The 15,851-nt window shown below is 60.1% G+C and carries 8 protein-coding genes; 6 read left to right on the top strand and 2 right to left on the bottom strand.

Annotated elements, in window-relative coordinates; genetic code table 11:
* Nucleotides 1-303: 303 nt before the first annotated feature.
* The 6 genes from GHN92_RS20215 to GHN92_RS23910 all read left to right on the top strand — a co-directional run bounded on the left by GHN92_RS20215 (nt 304) and on the right by GHN92_RS23910 (nt 11,674).
* A complete protein-coding gene (locus GHN92_RS20215) occupies nt 304-2,508 on the top strand; it encodes an OsmC domain/YcaO domain-containing protein (protein ID WP_153380942.1) in 2,205 nt (734 codons plus the stop codon).
* A 166-nt stretch (nt 2,509-2,674) separates the two neighbouring features.
* Nucleotides 2,675-4,465, top strand: coding sequence for a bifunctional diguanylate cyclase/phosphodiesterase (locus GHN92_RS20210; RefSeq protein WP_153380939.1), 1,791 nt, complete (start codon nt 2,675-2,677; stop codon nt 4,463-4,465).
* Nucleotides 4,466-5,123: 658 nt separating this feature from the next.
* Nucleotides 5,124-9,830 (top strand): dermonecrotic toxin domain-containing protein, encoded by a 4,707-nt coding sequence (locus tag GHN92_RS20205; RefSeq protein ID WP_153380937.1) that lies wholly within the window; start codon nt 5,124-5,126, stop codon nt 9,828-9,830.
* Between the two features lie 71 nt (nt 9,831-9,901).
* Nucleotides 9,902-10,201, top strand: a complete 300-nt coding sequence (locus tag GHN92_RS20200; RefSeq protein ID WP_153380935.1) for a DUF5629 family protein — start codon at nt 9,902-9,904, stop codon at nt 10,199-10,201.
* Nucleotides 10,191-11,363, top strand: a complete 1,173-nt coding sequence (locus GHN92_RS20195; protein WP_153380933.1) for a lactonase family protein — start codon at nt 10,191-10,193, stop codon at nt 11,361-11,363. Before GHN92_RS20200 ends, GHN92_RS20195 begins: the two co-directional genes overlap by 11 nt.
* 137 nt (nt 11,364-11,500) lie before the next feature.
* Entirely contained in the window at nt 11,501-11,674 is a 174-nt protein-coding gene (locus GHN92_RS23910) for a hypothetical protein (RefSeq protein ID WP_178102656.1), read from the top strand.
* A gap of 163 nt (nt 11,675-11,837) precedes the next feature.
* On the opposite strand, the gene GHN92_RS20190 is transcribed toward GHN92_RS23910, so the two are convergent.
* Nucleotides 11,838-12,470, bottom strand: a complete 633-nt coding sequence (locus tag GHN92_RS20190; RefSeq protein WP_153380931.1) for a glutathione S-transferase — start codon at nt 12,468-12,470, stop codon at nt 11,838-11,840.
* On the bottom strand, nt 12,467-15,851 hold a 3,385-nt coding region (locus GHN92_RS20185; RefSeq protein WP_153380929.1), incomplete at its 5' end, for an SbcC/MukB-like Walker B domain-containing protein. The genes GHN92_RS20185 and GHN92_RS20190, both read right to left, overlap by 4 nt.

The following is a 15,851-nucleotide window of genomic DNA, read 5'->3' as shown; positions in this document are numbered from 1 at the left end:
CAGGGTTCTAGGTTGGCTTTTGCTATAGCCACGGGATTGTCCAGACAACGGGAATACCCATAACACTGCCGAAAAGTGTCCACTATGTCCGCGCACACCCGTCAACCATGTGTCCGGTCCACACCCTCCCAGAGGGAGAGGGCGCTGTTCAGTCGGCCGCGTAGGGTGATCGCAGCCCCGTTCCTTCGCCAGGGCCTGCAGGTGGCGGGCGCCGGCGGGCGCTTATGCGCAAAAGCACAACACTTCATGCGTAAAAGCCGGATAATGGCCGCCATTATTTGTTAGCAACTCTGGTAATCCCGCATGGAAATCAAGGTCAACTTTCTCGACAACCTCCGACTTGAAGCCAAGTTCGATGACTTCACCGTGGTTGCCGATCAGCCCATCCGCTACAAGGGCGATGGTTCGGCTCCTGGTCCGTTCGATTACTTTCTGGCTTCGTCGGCGCTGTGCGCGGCTTATTTTGTGAAGTTGTACTGCTCGACGCGCAATATTCCCACCGAGAATATTCGTCTGTCGCAAAACAATATTGTCGACCCCGAAAACCGCTATAACCAGATTTTCAAGATTCAGGTCGAGTTGCCGGCGGATATTTCCGAGAAGGACCGTCAGGGCATTCTGCGTTCCATCGACCGCTGCACGGTAAAGAAGGTGGTGCAGGCCGGGCCCGAGTTTGTCATTGAAGAGGTGGAGAACCTCGACGCCGATGCCCAGGCCCTGCTGATGCCGGCGTCCACTTCCGGGGGCGGTACCTTTATCGCCGGCAAGGATCTGCCGCTCGAGCAGACCATCGCCAATATGTCCGCCATTCTGGCCGGCCTGGGGATGAAGATCGAAATCGCTTCGTGGCGCAATATCGTGCCCAATGTGTGGTCGCTGCATATTCGCGATGCGCAGTCGCCCATGTGTTTTACCAACGGCAAGGGCGCCACCAAGGAGGGCGCGCTGGCGTCGGCCCTGGGCGAGTTTATCGAGCGGCTGAACTGTAACTTCTTCTATAACGACCAGTTCTGGGGCGAGGAGATCGCCAATGCCGAGTTTGTGCATTATCCGGACGAGCGCTGGTTCAAGCCGGGCCCCAATGATGAGCTGCCAGGGGAGATTCTCGATCCGTACTGCCTGAAGGTTTATAACCGCGAAGGTGAGTTGCGCGGCTCCCATCTGATCGATACCAACTCGGGTAATGAAGCGCGGGGTATCTGTTCGCTGCCTTTCGTGCGCCAGTCCGATGGCGAGGTGGTGTATTTCCCGTCCAACCTGATCGAAAACCTGTTTCTCAGTAATGGCATGAGTGCCGGTAACACTCTGGCCGAAGCCCAGGTGCAGTGTCTGTCGGAGATTTTCGAGCGGGCGGTAAAACGCGAAATCATCGAGGGTGAGTTCGCTCTGCCGGATGTGCCGCAAGCCGTGCTGGCCAAGTATCCGGGCATTCTGGCCGGGATCCAGGCGCTGGAAGAGCAGGGCTTTCCGGTGCTGGTCAAGGATGCGTCCCTGGGCGGTGAGTTCCCGGTGATGTGTGTGACGCTGATGAACCCGCGCACAGGGGGGGTGTTCGCTTCGTTCGGGGCCCACCCGAGTCTGGAAGTGGCCCTGGAACGCAGCCTCACCGAGTTGCTGCAAGGGCGCAGCTTCGAAGGGCTCAACGATCTGCCGCAGCCGACCTTTGAAGGTCAGGCGGTGACCGAGCCGAACAATTTCGTTGAGCACTTTATCGATTCCAGCGGTGTGGTGTCGTGGCGCTTCTTTAGTGCCAAATCCGATTACGAGTTTGTCGAGTGGGATTTCACCCATCAGGGCAAAGACGCCAATGCCGAGGAAGCCGCGACCCTGTTCGCCATTCTCGAGGGCATGGGCAAGCAGGTGTATATGGCGGTGTACGAGCATATTGGCGCCAAGGCCTGTCGGATCCTGGTGCCGGATTATTCGGAAATCTACCCGGCTGACGATCTGATCTGGGACAACACCAACAAGGCGCTGTTTTTCCGTGCCGATATCCTTAATCTGCACCGCCTTGACGAAGAAGAGCTGCAGGGGCTGGTCGAGCGTCTGGTGGAAAGCGAGCTGGATGATTACACCGATATCACCACGTTGATCGGTATCGAGTTTGACGACAATACCGCCTGGGGCCAGCTGACCATTCTGGAGTTGAAACTGCTGATCTGGCTCGCCCTGGAGCAGTATGAAGAGGCGAAAGAGGCGGTGGAGATGCTCCTGCAGTACAACGACAACACCGTGGAGCGCGGTTTGTTCTACCAGGCGGTGAATGCGGTGCTGGAGATGAAGCTGGACGAAGACCTGGAGCTGGAAGATTACGAGGCCAATTTCCGCCGTATGTTTGGCCATGAACGCATGGACGCCGCCATCGGTTCGGTGGACGGCACTGTGCGTTTCCATGGTTTGACCCCCACCAGTATCAAGCTGGAAGGGCTGGACAAGCATCTGCGCCTGATTGACAGCTACAAGAAGTTGCATGCGGCACGGGCCAGGGCTGCGGGCCTGGCCGGCTAGGCCGCGGGGCACACAAAAAAAGCACCTCAGGGTGCTTTTTTTGTTTTTGCCGTTCATGGTGAAGTGCGGTTATCGGTGCTTTACTGGATCTTTAAACGGTCACGAGCCGCTGGCCAGGGAGGCCGGCAGGTCAGGCACCCCACAGCCTCTTATCTGAGCGCGCTCCATGTCCAATACCGCTGCCACACTCTTGATCGTGGATGACGATGTTCATGTTCGCGAGTTGCTTGAAGCCTTGTTGCAAGAGCAGGGTTACCACACGCTGACGGCCAGCTCGGGGGAGCAGGCCTTGAGTCTGGTTGCGCAACAGCAGCCGGATCTGATTTTGCTCGATGCGATGATGCCGGGCACTGACGGTTACCAGGTCGCCCGCCAGCTCAAGGCCAATTCTTCGACGGCCAATATTCCGATCATCATGTTGTCGGGCCAGGGTGAGCAAAGTGCGCGCCTGCTGGGGCTGGAGGCGGGTGCCGAGGACTTTCTGTGCAAGCCTGTGGCCAGTGACGAATTGTGGTTGCGGGTGCGCAATCTGTTGCGGCTCAAGGCGTTTGGCGACTATCAGGCGGTGCATACCCTGATGCTGGAGCAGCAGCTGGAAAAACGCACCAGCGATCTGGAGCGCTTTCGCACGGCGATGGGCACCGATGAGCGGCTGCTGAAAATGGCCAATTACGACCCGCTGACCGGCTTGCCCAACCGTGACCTGTTTTACACCACCCTGCAGATGGGCCTGACCCAGGCGGTGCTGCGGGGCTGGCAGCTGGCGGTCGTGACGGTGGGCCTCAATGACTTCAAAAATATCAACCTGACCTGGGGCCATTTGATGGGGGACCAGGTGTTGGCCGAGTTCAGTCAGCGCCTGTCCAACTGCCTGAATGTCAGTGACACCCTGGGGCGGATGGACGGTGACGAGCTGGCCCTGATCCTGATGATCCGCAAGGGGCAGCCCGGCCCGCGGCAGATGGTTGACCGTATCCGCGAGGTGCTGCGCGAGCCGTTCAGGCTGCAGGGGCATGACACGCCGATGACCGCCAGTTACGGGATAGCCCTGTACCCGGACGACGGTGCCGAGGCGCATCGGCTGATCAAGCACGCCAATACCGCCATGGGCCTGGCCAAGCAGGCGGGCAAGGACACGTATCGGTTTTACACGGCACAAATGAATGTCGAGGTACTGGCCCGGCAAGAGCTGGAAACCGCACTGCGCGATGCGGTGCGCAAGCAGGCGTTCGAGGTGTATTACCAGCCCAAGATCAGCCTGGCTGACGGTCAGATCAGCGGGGTAGAGGCACTGCTGCGCTGGCACCGACCGGGGCATGCCACGGTGTCCCCTGTGGTGTTTGTGCCGCTGCTGGAAAGCCTGGGGCTGATCTCGAAGGTGGGCCAGTGGGTGATTGACCGGGTTTGCAGCCAGATTGCCCAATGGCAAAGCGCGGGGCTGGGTGGGGTGGAAGTGGCGGTGAACGTGTCGGCGCTGCAGATTTGCGAGGGGGATCTGGTGGATGATATCGAGCGTTCGCTCAAGGCCCATCAGCTCGACCCGCACTTGCTCGAAGTGGAGCTGACCGAGGGCTCGCTGATGGAGAACACCCCTCATACCGTGGCCAGCCTGCTGACGCTGCGTGATATGGGGGTGAAAATTTCCATTGATGACTTTGGCACGGGGTATTCGAGCCTTGCCTACCTGAGCCGTTTCCCGATCGACAAGCTGAAGATTGATATTGCGTTTATCCGTGAAGTTACCTTGAGTCCGCAGGATGCGGCCATCGCCCGGACCATTATCGAGCTGGCCCATAGCCTTGATTTGCAGGTGATTGCCGAAGGAGTGGAGACACGGGAGCAACTGGAGTTCCTGACCGCCAACGGTTGCGATCAGGTGCAGGGCTATCTTTTTTGTCGCCCTCTGCCGGCGGTGGAACTGGAGGCCTTGTTGCGCGAGCCACGCAGTTTTATCTGACATATAGGTCTGTAGCCGCTGAGGAGCGGAGCGAGGCTGCGATCGGCGTGATGCGGCACTCCGACTAAGCCGTCGTAAACTCAGATAACCGGTTTTAACTGACACGCCGCAGTGCCTGATTTCACGACGGCGCCGCCGCCGATCGCAGCCTCGCTCCGCTCCTCAGCGGCTACAGGTTGCGGATGGTGCGGATAGTTGCGAATTTCAATTGCGGTTTTCAACGACCCTGCACTAACCCGCTACCCCACGTTATGCACGCCGATTCCTTTAACTGTTGCCTTGAGCCAACTTGTCGCCCACTGCCGGCGGTTGAACTGGAGGCCTTGTTGCGCGAGCCACGCAGTTTTATCTGACATATAGGTCTGTAGCCGCTGAGGAGCGGAGCGAGGCTGCGATCAGCGTGATGCGGCACTCCGACTAAGCCGTCGTAAACTCAGATAACCGGTTTTAACTGACACGCCGCAGTGCCTGATTTCACGACGGCGCCGCCGCCGATCGCAGCCTCGCTCCGCTCCTCAGCGGCTACAGGTTGCGGATGGTGCGGATAGTTGCGAATTTCAATTGCGGTTTTCAACGACCCTGCACTAACCCGCTACCCCACGCTACCCCCGCCGATTCCTTTAACTGTTGCCTTGAGCCAACAGTGAAGGATGCCCACGTGAATACAGCCGCTTTACCTTTTTCCCCCATTATCGACGCCCGGTTGGTCCAGGAGGTCGTGGCCAGTCAGTTTGCCTTGCGCCCCAATCTGCGGGTTGTGGTGCGCCAGTTGTTGCTTGAGCAACTGAATGCGGCGTTTGCGCCCCAGGTCTTCGATATCTTTCACACCTGGCTGGTGCAAACGATGGCCCCGGACGGTACTGCCCTTGAGCAGCCCGGCTATCGGCTGCTGAGTAATGTGCTGCTGGAACATATCGCCAGCCAGCAACCGCTGAACTACGACTACTATTCGGACGACGAGTGTTTTATTGGCGTGAGAACCGCCCATTCTCAACTGAGCCAGATCCAGCCCATAAGCCGGGTCGTGCCACTGATGCGCACTGTGGTGCAGGGCTGGCGCGTGGCACTGCAAAAAGCGCTGGTGGGGTACTGGAATCAACCCGCCGAGGCCGGGCCGAGCCGTCTGATCTGGTTGTCGCGGATCATCCAGGAGCAGTTGCTGGCCACTGCCGAGACCAAGGTTAACCTGAGTGCCCGGCAGCGCGGGGTACTGCGCGCGGTGTTCCGTTACCCCGACCGCCTCGATCGGCACGCTTTGCCTGGCCTTGACAGCACGACCCGGGCCTACAGTGTGGCCGCGAAGATTGTGGCCGGGGGCAAGTCCTGGGAGGTGCTGACCCCGGATGTGCTGATTGTGCATCCGCTGAGTGGCGAAAATGGCGTTTTCCACTGCAAGGTGGACGGCAGCATTCAGGCTTATGCGTCCATCAGCCGCTTTACCCAAAGCTGGGGCAGCGATATGGCCGCGCGCTTTGAACTGGACTCTGTCACCCGCGTACTTTATGAGCCTGAAGGCAACCTGGTGCAGGCTCAGGCCCTGTGCCTGCTTGAGCGTCATCTGGATGCAATCATGGCGCCCGAGCCGCCGATGAGTGCAGAGGCCCTGGAGATTCAGGTGCTGGACATTACCGATACCGCGGCCGTATTCAGCGCCACAGAACAGCTCGATCCGCGGGATTTGTCCAGCCTCCACGCCGGACTGCCCGAGTGGCTGCGGCAGGCATCTATAGCGGATCGTTTCGCTTATCGCAGCCATCTGACGGCCCTCGCCAGTGCCAATCAGCAGGCCAATGGCCGTCGTTTTAACGACGATATCCCCAGCCTGCACGATTATACGGCCAATGCCTTGCGTCGGCAGATGGACCGGGACCAGCCACAGGCACCGGGTTATAACCCTGACGAGCTGCTGCTGACATTTATCAACCCGGTGGGGCCGGGAGGAGAGGGCACTGCTGGCACCCTCAACCCTTACACCCTGACCCTGACCGAACTGGCCGTGCAAAATCTCAGGGGCGCAATGAGCCGGCCCCAGCGCATCACCCATGCCAGGGGCCAGTTGATCCAGGACTGGTGGATGACCCCGGACTACGTGCGGCGGCTGATCCAGTCAGTCGATATTGGCCAGACCTACCCGCAATGGATCAGGCGCTGCCTGCTGGATAACCCCGAGCATGCCCGGGAGCGGGAACGCTTGTTTATCGATGAGCTGCGGGTGCAGTTACCCTTGCTGGCCCTGGAATGCAAAATCCGCAAGCGCGGCAACTTCACCGAGCGCGGTTATCACTGCGTAAAGGGCTTGATGATGCTCGACCCTGCGTTGCGCAGGATGCCGGGGCAGGTGGTGGTGATCCGGCCGCTGGCTTTTTTGACGGCGCCCACGGCGCGGCCGGATGTGGTGCGCAATATGTTTGTGATCGGCCCGCAACAGGTATCGGCGGGGCCCCATGTGCTCTATCGGCCCTTGTATGAAGACGCGCTGGTGGAGTATCGGTCCTGGGCCGCACTCGGGGCCGCCATTGTGGCGTCGGGCCCGCTGCAGCAGAGCGTGCTTGACTGGCTGCCCGGCGGTGCCCGGCGTATTTATGAGAACGGTGGCTTTCAACGGGTCCACCAGGCACCGTCATGGGTGTTTGATGAATTTCCCGTGCCCCCTTCATCCCGTCCGGCCCTGATAAGCGACTTTGCCCTCAAGGACGACTTTGGGCATACCTTGTATACCGAAATGGCCCTGGCCCTGAGCGAGCTGGCCGACCGGCAAACCGTCTCCAACAGCAAAAGGCGCTGGGCATCACTGATCCAGGGGGGATGGCTGTTGTTCAATACCCTGGTGCCCATGCTCAAATTGCCGTGGGCGCTGCATGCGCTTAACGCGGTGGTGATGACCGTGCTGGCGTTGCAAAGTGATCTGCAAAGCCTGCGCAGCCCGGACTCGACCTCCAGGGCGCCGGCGCTGATTGATCTGCTGTTCAATATCGGGCTGACCCTGTTGTATCTGCGGCCTGAGCAGGTGCAGCTGACGGGCAGAGTGGCCCGACCCGATGATGTGCTGCTGCCCGCCGAGTTTGCGCAACGACGCATTGCCCCTGACACCGGGCCGGTGAATGCTGGCGAAATCAGGGAGGGGGTGACTTTCCTGCCGGCGGTGCCCGTGGGCAATTATAAAACCCAGCTGGATTTTGCCTGGTTCAGTGACCGTTGGGAGCATTTCAAACCTTCGCACCTGGAGTGGCTTGACCGAAATCGCGGTCAATGGTCCGACACGCAAAATAGCTATGTAAAGGAAGGGGTCTATAAGGGCCTGTACGCACTGGACGGCAAATGGCATGCCCTTGTTGAGGACTTTCCCTATCAAGTCGGGATTGATTCTGATGGGGTGTTTCTGGTCAATCCCCGTGACCCCTCGGATAAAGGCCCGCGCATCACCGGTGATGACGCAGGGGTCTGGCGATTCTCCCGAATGGCGGGGCTGCGCGGAGGAGGCGATGTACCCGAGCCTTTGCCCAGAGGAGGGGCCCGTATCAAACGCATCAATGAGTTGCGCACAAAAATGGCCCAGTACAACGAGCGAGTACCGGCCCTGCAAGCCGAAATGGATGAAGCTACCCGGGCCTATGCGCAACTCGATGCCCAGGGTGCCCCGCCGGCAGCGTGCATCCAGGCGCTGGAGCGCTGCATCAGAGTGATTGAGCAACAGCAACCGCAGTATGTTGCCGTACTGGATCAGCTGCTGCAAAAACATGCACTGCTGGCGGAAGACAATGACCATGTCATTCTGTCGCAGAGTTACAAAAACATGATCCTTCTGACGGCGCATCTGTTTGATTCAAGGGTGACTATCTGCCGCTCTTTGCAAGAGATGCACCCGGAGGTGTTCCGGGACGAGACGCAGGTGGTGGATGCCGCGCTGTTCAAAACGGTGGGGTATCGGGCGGATTGCCTGAAGATTTTCCAGCAGCTGGAGGGCGCCGTTAAAGACTTCCAGGCCATGCAGGCTTATCTGGTGAAGCTGCGCGGGGTGCCCAAGTCGGGTTTCAGGGAGGCGCTGGACGCGCGAAGACGTCATATCCGCTATGAGGTTGAGATTGAGATTGAGGGGCAGACCGTAACCCGTTACCGCTCCGATGTGCTGTGCAGATCCCATCAGTTGGTGGTGCTGCGCGATCTTGTACCGCTGGAGCCGGCGGGCGAAGACCGGCGCGCAGTGGATGAGATTGTCGGGCCGCTGTATTTCAAGGCTAAAAACCAGTCCGAACTTGAGGACGAAACCTTGTTCAGCCACAGCGAACGCCTTGAAATCCTCAATGATGTGCGCGAGCACTATGCCGCGGCTGAAGAGGCGTTGAGCCTTTTCCTGGCGCGACCCGGTATACAACTGGATCAACGCCATGTGGATAATGTCAAAACAGTTATCAAGGCGCTGGACTCCCGGGCCGAGGCCATGCAGCTGGAGCAGGCCAGGGCCCTGCAAGAATGGCTCCCGGCGCAGCCTGGGCCTTCCCGTGTGCCTCAGGCCAGGCGCAAAATTGTGCGCACGCGCAACAAGGGGCTGCTGATCGGCACCGTCAGGGCCAGCCATGCCCAGGGCGAGCCCGAGATTGTCGATATCGGTGAACGGCCTGCGGCGCAGCCACCGGGCGGCATATCGACGAATGTTCTGACCGCCTATAAACAGATGGCTGCGGGTCAATGGGTCGAGCTGCAGACCCCTCAGGTGGCGCTGGTGCGACCCTACGGGACGGTCAGGGCCCAGGCGGCCACCTTGTTAAAGCAGGTCAGTGGTGAAATCCATCGAGTAAAAAGCCGCGTCAAGCGCACACAGTTTGCGCCAGAGCTCTATGGCACTCTGGATCGCTTTGCCCATAACCTGGATCGGCTGGTGGCTGAAATCAAGGCCTTGCATCCTGACCTGCTGCCAGTGGGCGCACCCGTGCCCGGCACGCCCGAGGCCTTGATTGCCCGTCTTGAAAACGCAGCAATACTGTTACGCAGCGAGGGGCTGAAGATCTTGCGGTCATTGCCGCCGAGCTCGCGCAATGTGGGTTTTTTGCTGGATCTGGGGGAGGTGCAGCTGGTGAAAATCAATCAGCGTATCGCCATGACCGGTGAGCGGCAGGACTTCGTGCAGGAGTATGAAGTGCAGGATCGTGCCGGCCAGGTGCTCTGGTACGCGCATGTGCACTATGCCCAGGCGATTGGCGGTGACAACCACCCCAGAGCGGCCCACTTCAAACTGCCCGAGCAGCGCATGGACAGCAAAAAAAGCCTGGAGGCCAAGGCCGGGCCCGGGCAGAAAGTGCCCGAGATGTATTACGGAAAAATCACCGAGGAGTTGTTCAAGGAGCACTTTTTGCCCAAACAGCCCTGATAACGCATCGGGTACGTGGGTTCCAGGCGCAATTGACCTATCATTACGCCTTTCCAACAGGTGATTGATCAATGAGCGATTCAAACCAGACCTTGCGCACAGCCCTTGAAACCAGCGATATGCTGGTGATTGACGGGCTGCATGCCTGGGATTTTTCTCTGGACGATGTGCAGTTGCTCATCAAGTGCATGGACGGGCGCGCGGAAAAACGCTGGCACTTCACCGCGGCGCAGATCGACGCGGCGGTATTTGACCAGGGTTTGCAAAGCTGGACCCTCACCGGTGACTCGGGCGAGCATCGCCTGGTTTGCCTCAGCGCCCTGAGCGCAAACAACGACGACGATGAAGCCGAGGTCGCAGATGAAGTTTAAAACCCTGCCCATGCTGATGGCGCTGAGCGTGGGGGCGATGTCGGCCCAGGCCGAGACTCGCGATGAAGTCGAGCTGTTGGTGGGTTCCTATACCCAGGGCAAAAGCCAGGGCATCTACCGCCTGCAGTTTGACAGTAGCAAGGGGCGTATCACCCCTGAGCCGCTGCAAGTGTTCAAGGCTGCCAACCCGTCGTGGCTGACCCTGTCCAAAGACCAGACCCGTCTGTTTGTGGTCAATGAAAACGGCCAGGGCCAGGCCGATGTTGTCGGGCGCGCCAGTAGCGTGGCGATTGACCCGAAAACCAACGCGCTGACCCTGATCAACCAGGTCAAGACCCTGGGTGAAGAACCGACCCACTCCAGCCTGAGCGCAGACGAGCGTTATCTGTTTGTCGCCAACTACGGCGTTCACGCTGACCCTGGGGGCAGCCTGGCGGTATTGCCGATCAATGCCGAAGGTCAGTTGCAGCCTGTAACGCAGATGAGCAGCCACCCGGCCAGCCTGGTCAACCCTGAGCGGCAGATGTCGGCCCATGTGCATTCGGTGGTGTCATCGCCTGACGGCAAGTTTGTCTACGCCAGTGATCTGGGCGCGGACAAGGTGTTTGTCTACCGCTACGACCCGGCCGCCAACCCGGAGCATCCGCTGGTGGTGGCCGACCCGGCATTTGTTGAATTGCCGGCAGGCAGCGGTCCACGTCACCTGTTGTTTTCCAGGGATGGCAAGCACGCTTACCTGACCACTGAAATGAGCGCTCAGGTGTTTGTGTTCGACTATGACAATGGTCGCCTCAAGCAGCGCCAGGCGCTGGAGCTGGCCAAGGGCAAGCCGGCGCAGAACCGTGCGGCCGGTGCCTTGCATGCGTCACAGGACGGCAAGTTCCTGTACGTCAGCAACCGTGGCAAGGCCAATGAAATCCTGGTGTTTGCGATCAATCCGGAGAATGGCGAGCTGACAGAGATCCAGCGCCGCTCGGTGGATGGCGATCCCCCGCGGGAGTTTGCCCTGAGCCCCAACGGCAAGTTTTTGCTGATTGCCAACCAGATGAGCAATGCCATTGTGGTGCTGGAGCGCGACCCTGCGACCGGCAAGCTGGGCAAGACCGTACAAACCCTGGCGATGGATGCGCCGTCTGATGTGAAGTTTATCAACCGCCCGTAATCATGGGCGTGCAGCCTTGTATCAATCGCACTGATAGACGCTAGTGCTGCAATGAATTTCTGCACCAGGGCCCTTGGCGTTAAGTTGGTTTCACGGCCTGAAAAGGCAAGCAAGCCAACTGAATCGTCGAGGGTGCCATGAACTTCAATCTTTTCTCCGTTATTGCGGCTTCCGCCATCTCCGCCACCGTGGCCCTGCCTGCCAGTGCAGCGACGGTGCTCAGCGACAAAAAACCCACGGCTTACACCCAGAAATACCTGCAACAAAGCGCCAATTTCTATGCGGCCCTGGATCATAAAACCCGGGGTTGAGAGATCGCAAAAGGTTTGTAGCCGCTGCCGAGGCACGAGGCTGCGATCGAGGGCGAAGCCGTCGTAGATTCTGTCAATGGGTTGTTTCAGAAACAACCCAGTAACTGGATTGACGAGGACTGCGTCCTCGATCGCAGCCTCGTGCCTCGGCAGCGGCTACAGGTTATGGGCCAGGCTGCTTAAGCCTTATGGGAGAGGGTTGGGGTGAGGGGCTTTTGGCCATCACCGAAGCAAACAACTCCGATGCCAAAAACCGCTCCAGCCAGGCATTCAAGTGCGGCAAGGGCGCTTGCGCAAACCATTCTCGATCGACATGGGCAAACTGCCGCACAAAGGGCGCCAGGGCCACATCGGCCAGACTCAGCGCCTCGCCAGCAAGGAAGGGATGGCGTTCAAGCCGCTGCTCAAGCCCTTGCAAATACTCGACCCCCCGGGCCCGGTAATGCTCCATCGGCTGCTCCGGATAGCGAATGGCGTATTTGTAGCGATCCAGCAGCACCTTGAAGACGCTGTCATTCGCTTCGATCAGCCCCATGTAATCCGCTTGCAACCAGTTGTCCGGGTCATGCTGGCCCAGCGCCCAGTGCATGATCTCCAGGCTTTGCTCGATCACCCGGCCATCAGCACAGACCAGCACTGGCACCGTGCCCTTGGGCGAGGCCGCGAGCATTTCGGCCGGCTTGGCCTTGAGACTGACTTCGACAATCGACAACGGCACACCGCTGTAGCCCAGGGCCATGCGCGCACGCATGGCATAGGGGCAGCGACGGAACGAATACAGTACGTGGCGGCTCATTTCACCTCCACGGTGCTCAGGCCATTACCCTGGCGGCGCACCTCAATCTGTACCGGAATACGTTCATGCATTTCCTGCACGTGGGAAATCACCCCCACCTTGCGCCCTTGGGCCTGCAGGCCGTCCAGGGCGTCCATGGCCAGTTGCAGCGATTCAGGGTCGAGGCTGCCAAAGCCTTCGTCGATAAACAGCGATTCGATTTTCAGGGTGCTGGAGGCCATCGACGCCAGACCCAGGGCCAGGGCCAGTGATACCAGAAAGGTTTCACCCCCCGACAGTGAATGCACCGAGCGCAATTCATCGCCCATCTCGGTGTCCATCACCAGCAGGCCCAGCATGCTGCCGCCACGTTTGAGGCGGTAGCGGCGTACCAACTGGCGCAGCTGTGCGTTGGCATGGTGCACCAGCAGGTCGAGGTTGTAGGCCTGGGCGATTTTACGGAATTTATCGCCGCTGCCCGAACCGATCAGTTCACTGAGCCGCGCCCAGCGTTGCCATTGGTCATAGGCCTGGGCGATGCGTTGCGCCAGTGCCTGGTTGGCCTGCTGGCGCCGTTGGTCTTCGCTTTGGCGGGCGCGCAGTTCGGCACATTGCTGTTCACTGGCGTTCAACTGCGCGTGCAGTTCCACAAGGGCGTTGTTGAGCGCTTCGGCGTCAAGGTTGCCGTTGGCTTGCGCCTGATGCTGGGCCAGGCGCTGCTCGCGCTCTTGCAGCAAGACGCGGGTTTGCTCGACGGCTTTTTCGCTGTGTTGCAGTTGCTGGCGCAGTTCGCGCACCTGACTGTCGTCGTAGGCCAACAATTGCTGCAGGCGACTATCGTCGAGTTCTGGGTGTTGGGCGCGCCATTGCCCCAGCAGGGTGCCGAGTTGGGCATGTTCCTGTTGCAGGGCTTGCTGGCGCTCTTGCCCGGCCTTGAGCTCGGCCGCCAGTTGCAGCAACTGGTTGGCGGTGGCTTGCAGGGCCTGCTCGGCCTGGGTCTGGGCAGTGCGGGCCTGTTCAACCGCTTGCTCCAGCGCCTGTTGCCATTGCCCGGCGCTGGGGTGGTCGCCCAGCAATGCCTTGAGGCTGTGCTGGCTGGCCTGTTGCTGGACGCCCAGGTCATTGACGCTGCGTTGCAGATCGTCCAGTGCCTTGCGGCGATTGGCCTGCAGGTAGTGTTCGCGTTCAATGCTGCTGGCGCGCTCCGCTTGCTCGGCCTGTTCGTCGCGCTGTTGATCGATTTGAGCCAGCCGATCAGCCACTTGCCGGTCCAGGGTCATAAAGCCGGTGGACGGATTTTCGCGCAACGCATCCAGGCTGGCCGGACTCAGCAGGTTGGCAAACTCGCTTAGCTCTTCTGCAAGGCGCTGGCTGTCGGCATTCAGATGCAATTGCTGCTCGGCCAGTTGTTGTGCGGCGAGCTGGCTGGCCTGGGTGCAGCGCTGCACTTGTTGCTGTAAATGCGCCGCCTCTTTTTGCAACGCCAGCAGCACGTTCTGCCGTTGTTCGTCCTGGGTAATGCTATGTTGCAGTTGATCGAGGCGCAGGCTCAGCCAGTGCCCGCGCTTGCCCGGCTCCTGGGCCAGCCACTGCTCATGGAGCGGGTGAGCTTCAAGGCTCGGTGCGAGCGCCTGCTGTTCTTCAATGATCTGTTGGTGCTGCAAACGCAGCTCCTGGATCTGCGCCTTCAGTGCGCTGAATTGATCGCGCAATTGATCCAGTGTCTGCTTGAGGTCATCGACCGCTTTGCGGGCGTTGCGCTCTTCCAGCTCATCCTGGCGCGACAGGCTTTGCAGCAAGGTTTCGGGCTGGTGATACGGGTGCTCCTGGCTGCCGCATACGGGGCAGGGCTGATCATCCTGCAGTTGTTCGCGCAACTCTTCAACACTGGCACTGCGCGCAAGGCGCTGGCGTTCCAGCAGTTTGCGGGTCACGTCCAGTGCCTGCTCGGCGGCCGCGAAACGGGCTTTGGTCTGGTTGCCTTGCTCGATCAGGGTTTCGCGTTCGGTTTGCAGTGTTTGCAGTTTGGCCTGTAGAGCCTGCAAGCGGCTATCGAGGGTCTGCTGGCTGTTGCTCAGGCGTTGCAGCTCTTCAAAGGCGCGCTGTTGCTGGCGGTTGTCCTTGAGCAGGCTGCCCAGGGTGTGGATTTGTTCGTTGACCGCATGGGGCTCGGCCGCAGCTTCCTGAAACAGGATTTCCAGGCTGTTGCGCAGTTCGTTCAGTTGTTGCGCAGCCTCTTGGGCGCGCAGCTCCAGGCCGGGCAGTTCTTCGCGGCCTTTGGTCAGGCTATTGCTCAGCAGAACCAGTTTTTGCAGGCGCGGACGGTAGGCGCCCCAGGCAGTGGCCAGGGGCGCCAGTTCACTGCTGCTTTCCAGCTGGGTGGCAATCTGTGCCAGGCGCTCGGTGCCTTGTTGCTGACGCTCAAGCAGGGCATCAAGCGCCTGCTGTCCGGCGTTGCAGGCCTGCTCGGCCTGTTGCTGGAGGCTTTGCTGGCTGCTCAGGGTCTGGGTCAGACGGTCAAGGTTGGCCTGCTCCAGATGGGCTTGCTGCACACGCGGCGCGGCCTCCCGTTGTTGTTCCTGCGCCAGGGAGGCCGCCTGTTTGGCGTTTTCCAGGTCGGCTTGCAGGCGGGCCTGGCGTTGGCCCAACTCGGTCTGTTGCTGCAGATGGGCGCTGATTTGCTCGGCCAGCGGGCTCAGTTGCTCAGCCAGTTCGGCCAGCCGGGCAAACTGATGGCGTTGCGGCGCCAGGTGTTCCAGCAGGTGCAAGGTCTGGCGCTGTTCGGCCTGGCTGTCCCACAGGGCTTGGGCCTGGTGCAACTGGTCGGCTGCACTCTGTCGCTGTTCTTGCAGCTCGCTCAGGGTTTTGAGCCAGCTGTGCTGCTGCTCAAGTTGCTTGAGCTGGCCTTGCTGATTCTTCAACTGCTGCTGGGCTTGCTCGAAGCGCTGATCCAGTTCGGCGCGGGCCTCGGGTTCCAGCGGGGTGACGCCGACGGCCTGATCCAGCAGGAGTTTGTGCGCATCTCTGGCCTCTTTGGCCTTGTCGAATGCACGTTTGCCCAGGCGCGTGTAAAGGGCAGTGTCGGTGAGCTTTTCCAGCAGTTCGCTGCGTTCGTTGTCATCGGCCTTGAGAAAGGCGCTGAACTCGCTCTGGGCCAGCATCACCGCACGGGTGAATTGTTCGAAGTTCAAGCCCAGGCGCGCTTCGAGCTGGACTTTGTAATCGCCTTTCTGGCTGGCCAGCAGTTGGTCGCTGTCCAGGTCGCGCAGGCTCTGGCGGCTGGCCTGCAGCTTGCCGGTGGCCTTCTCGCGGGCGCGGTTGGCCTCCCAGCGGGCGCGGTAGCGGCGGCCGTCGATGCCGATGAAGTCGACTTCGGCAAAGCCACTGCCGGTGCCCCGGCGC

It is taken from the genome of Pseudomonas sp. FSL R10-2964, from assembly GCF_009600035.1.
Taxonomy (GTDB): Bacteria; Pseudomonadota; Gammaproteobacteria; order Pseudomonadales; family Pseudomonadaceae; genus Aquipseudomonas; species Aquipseudomonas bubulae.
The sequence above is the reverse complement of the archived record's forward strand: the minus strand, read 5'-3'. Positions and strand labels throughout refer to the sequence as shown.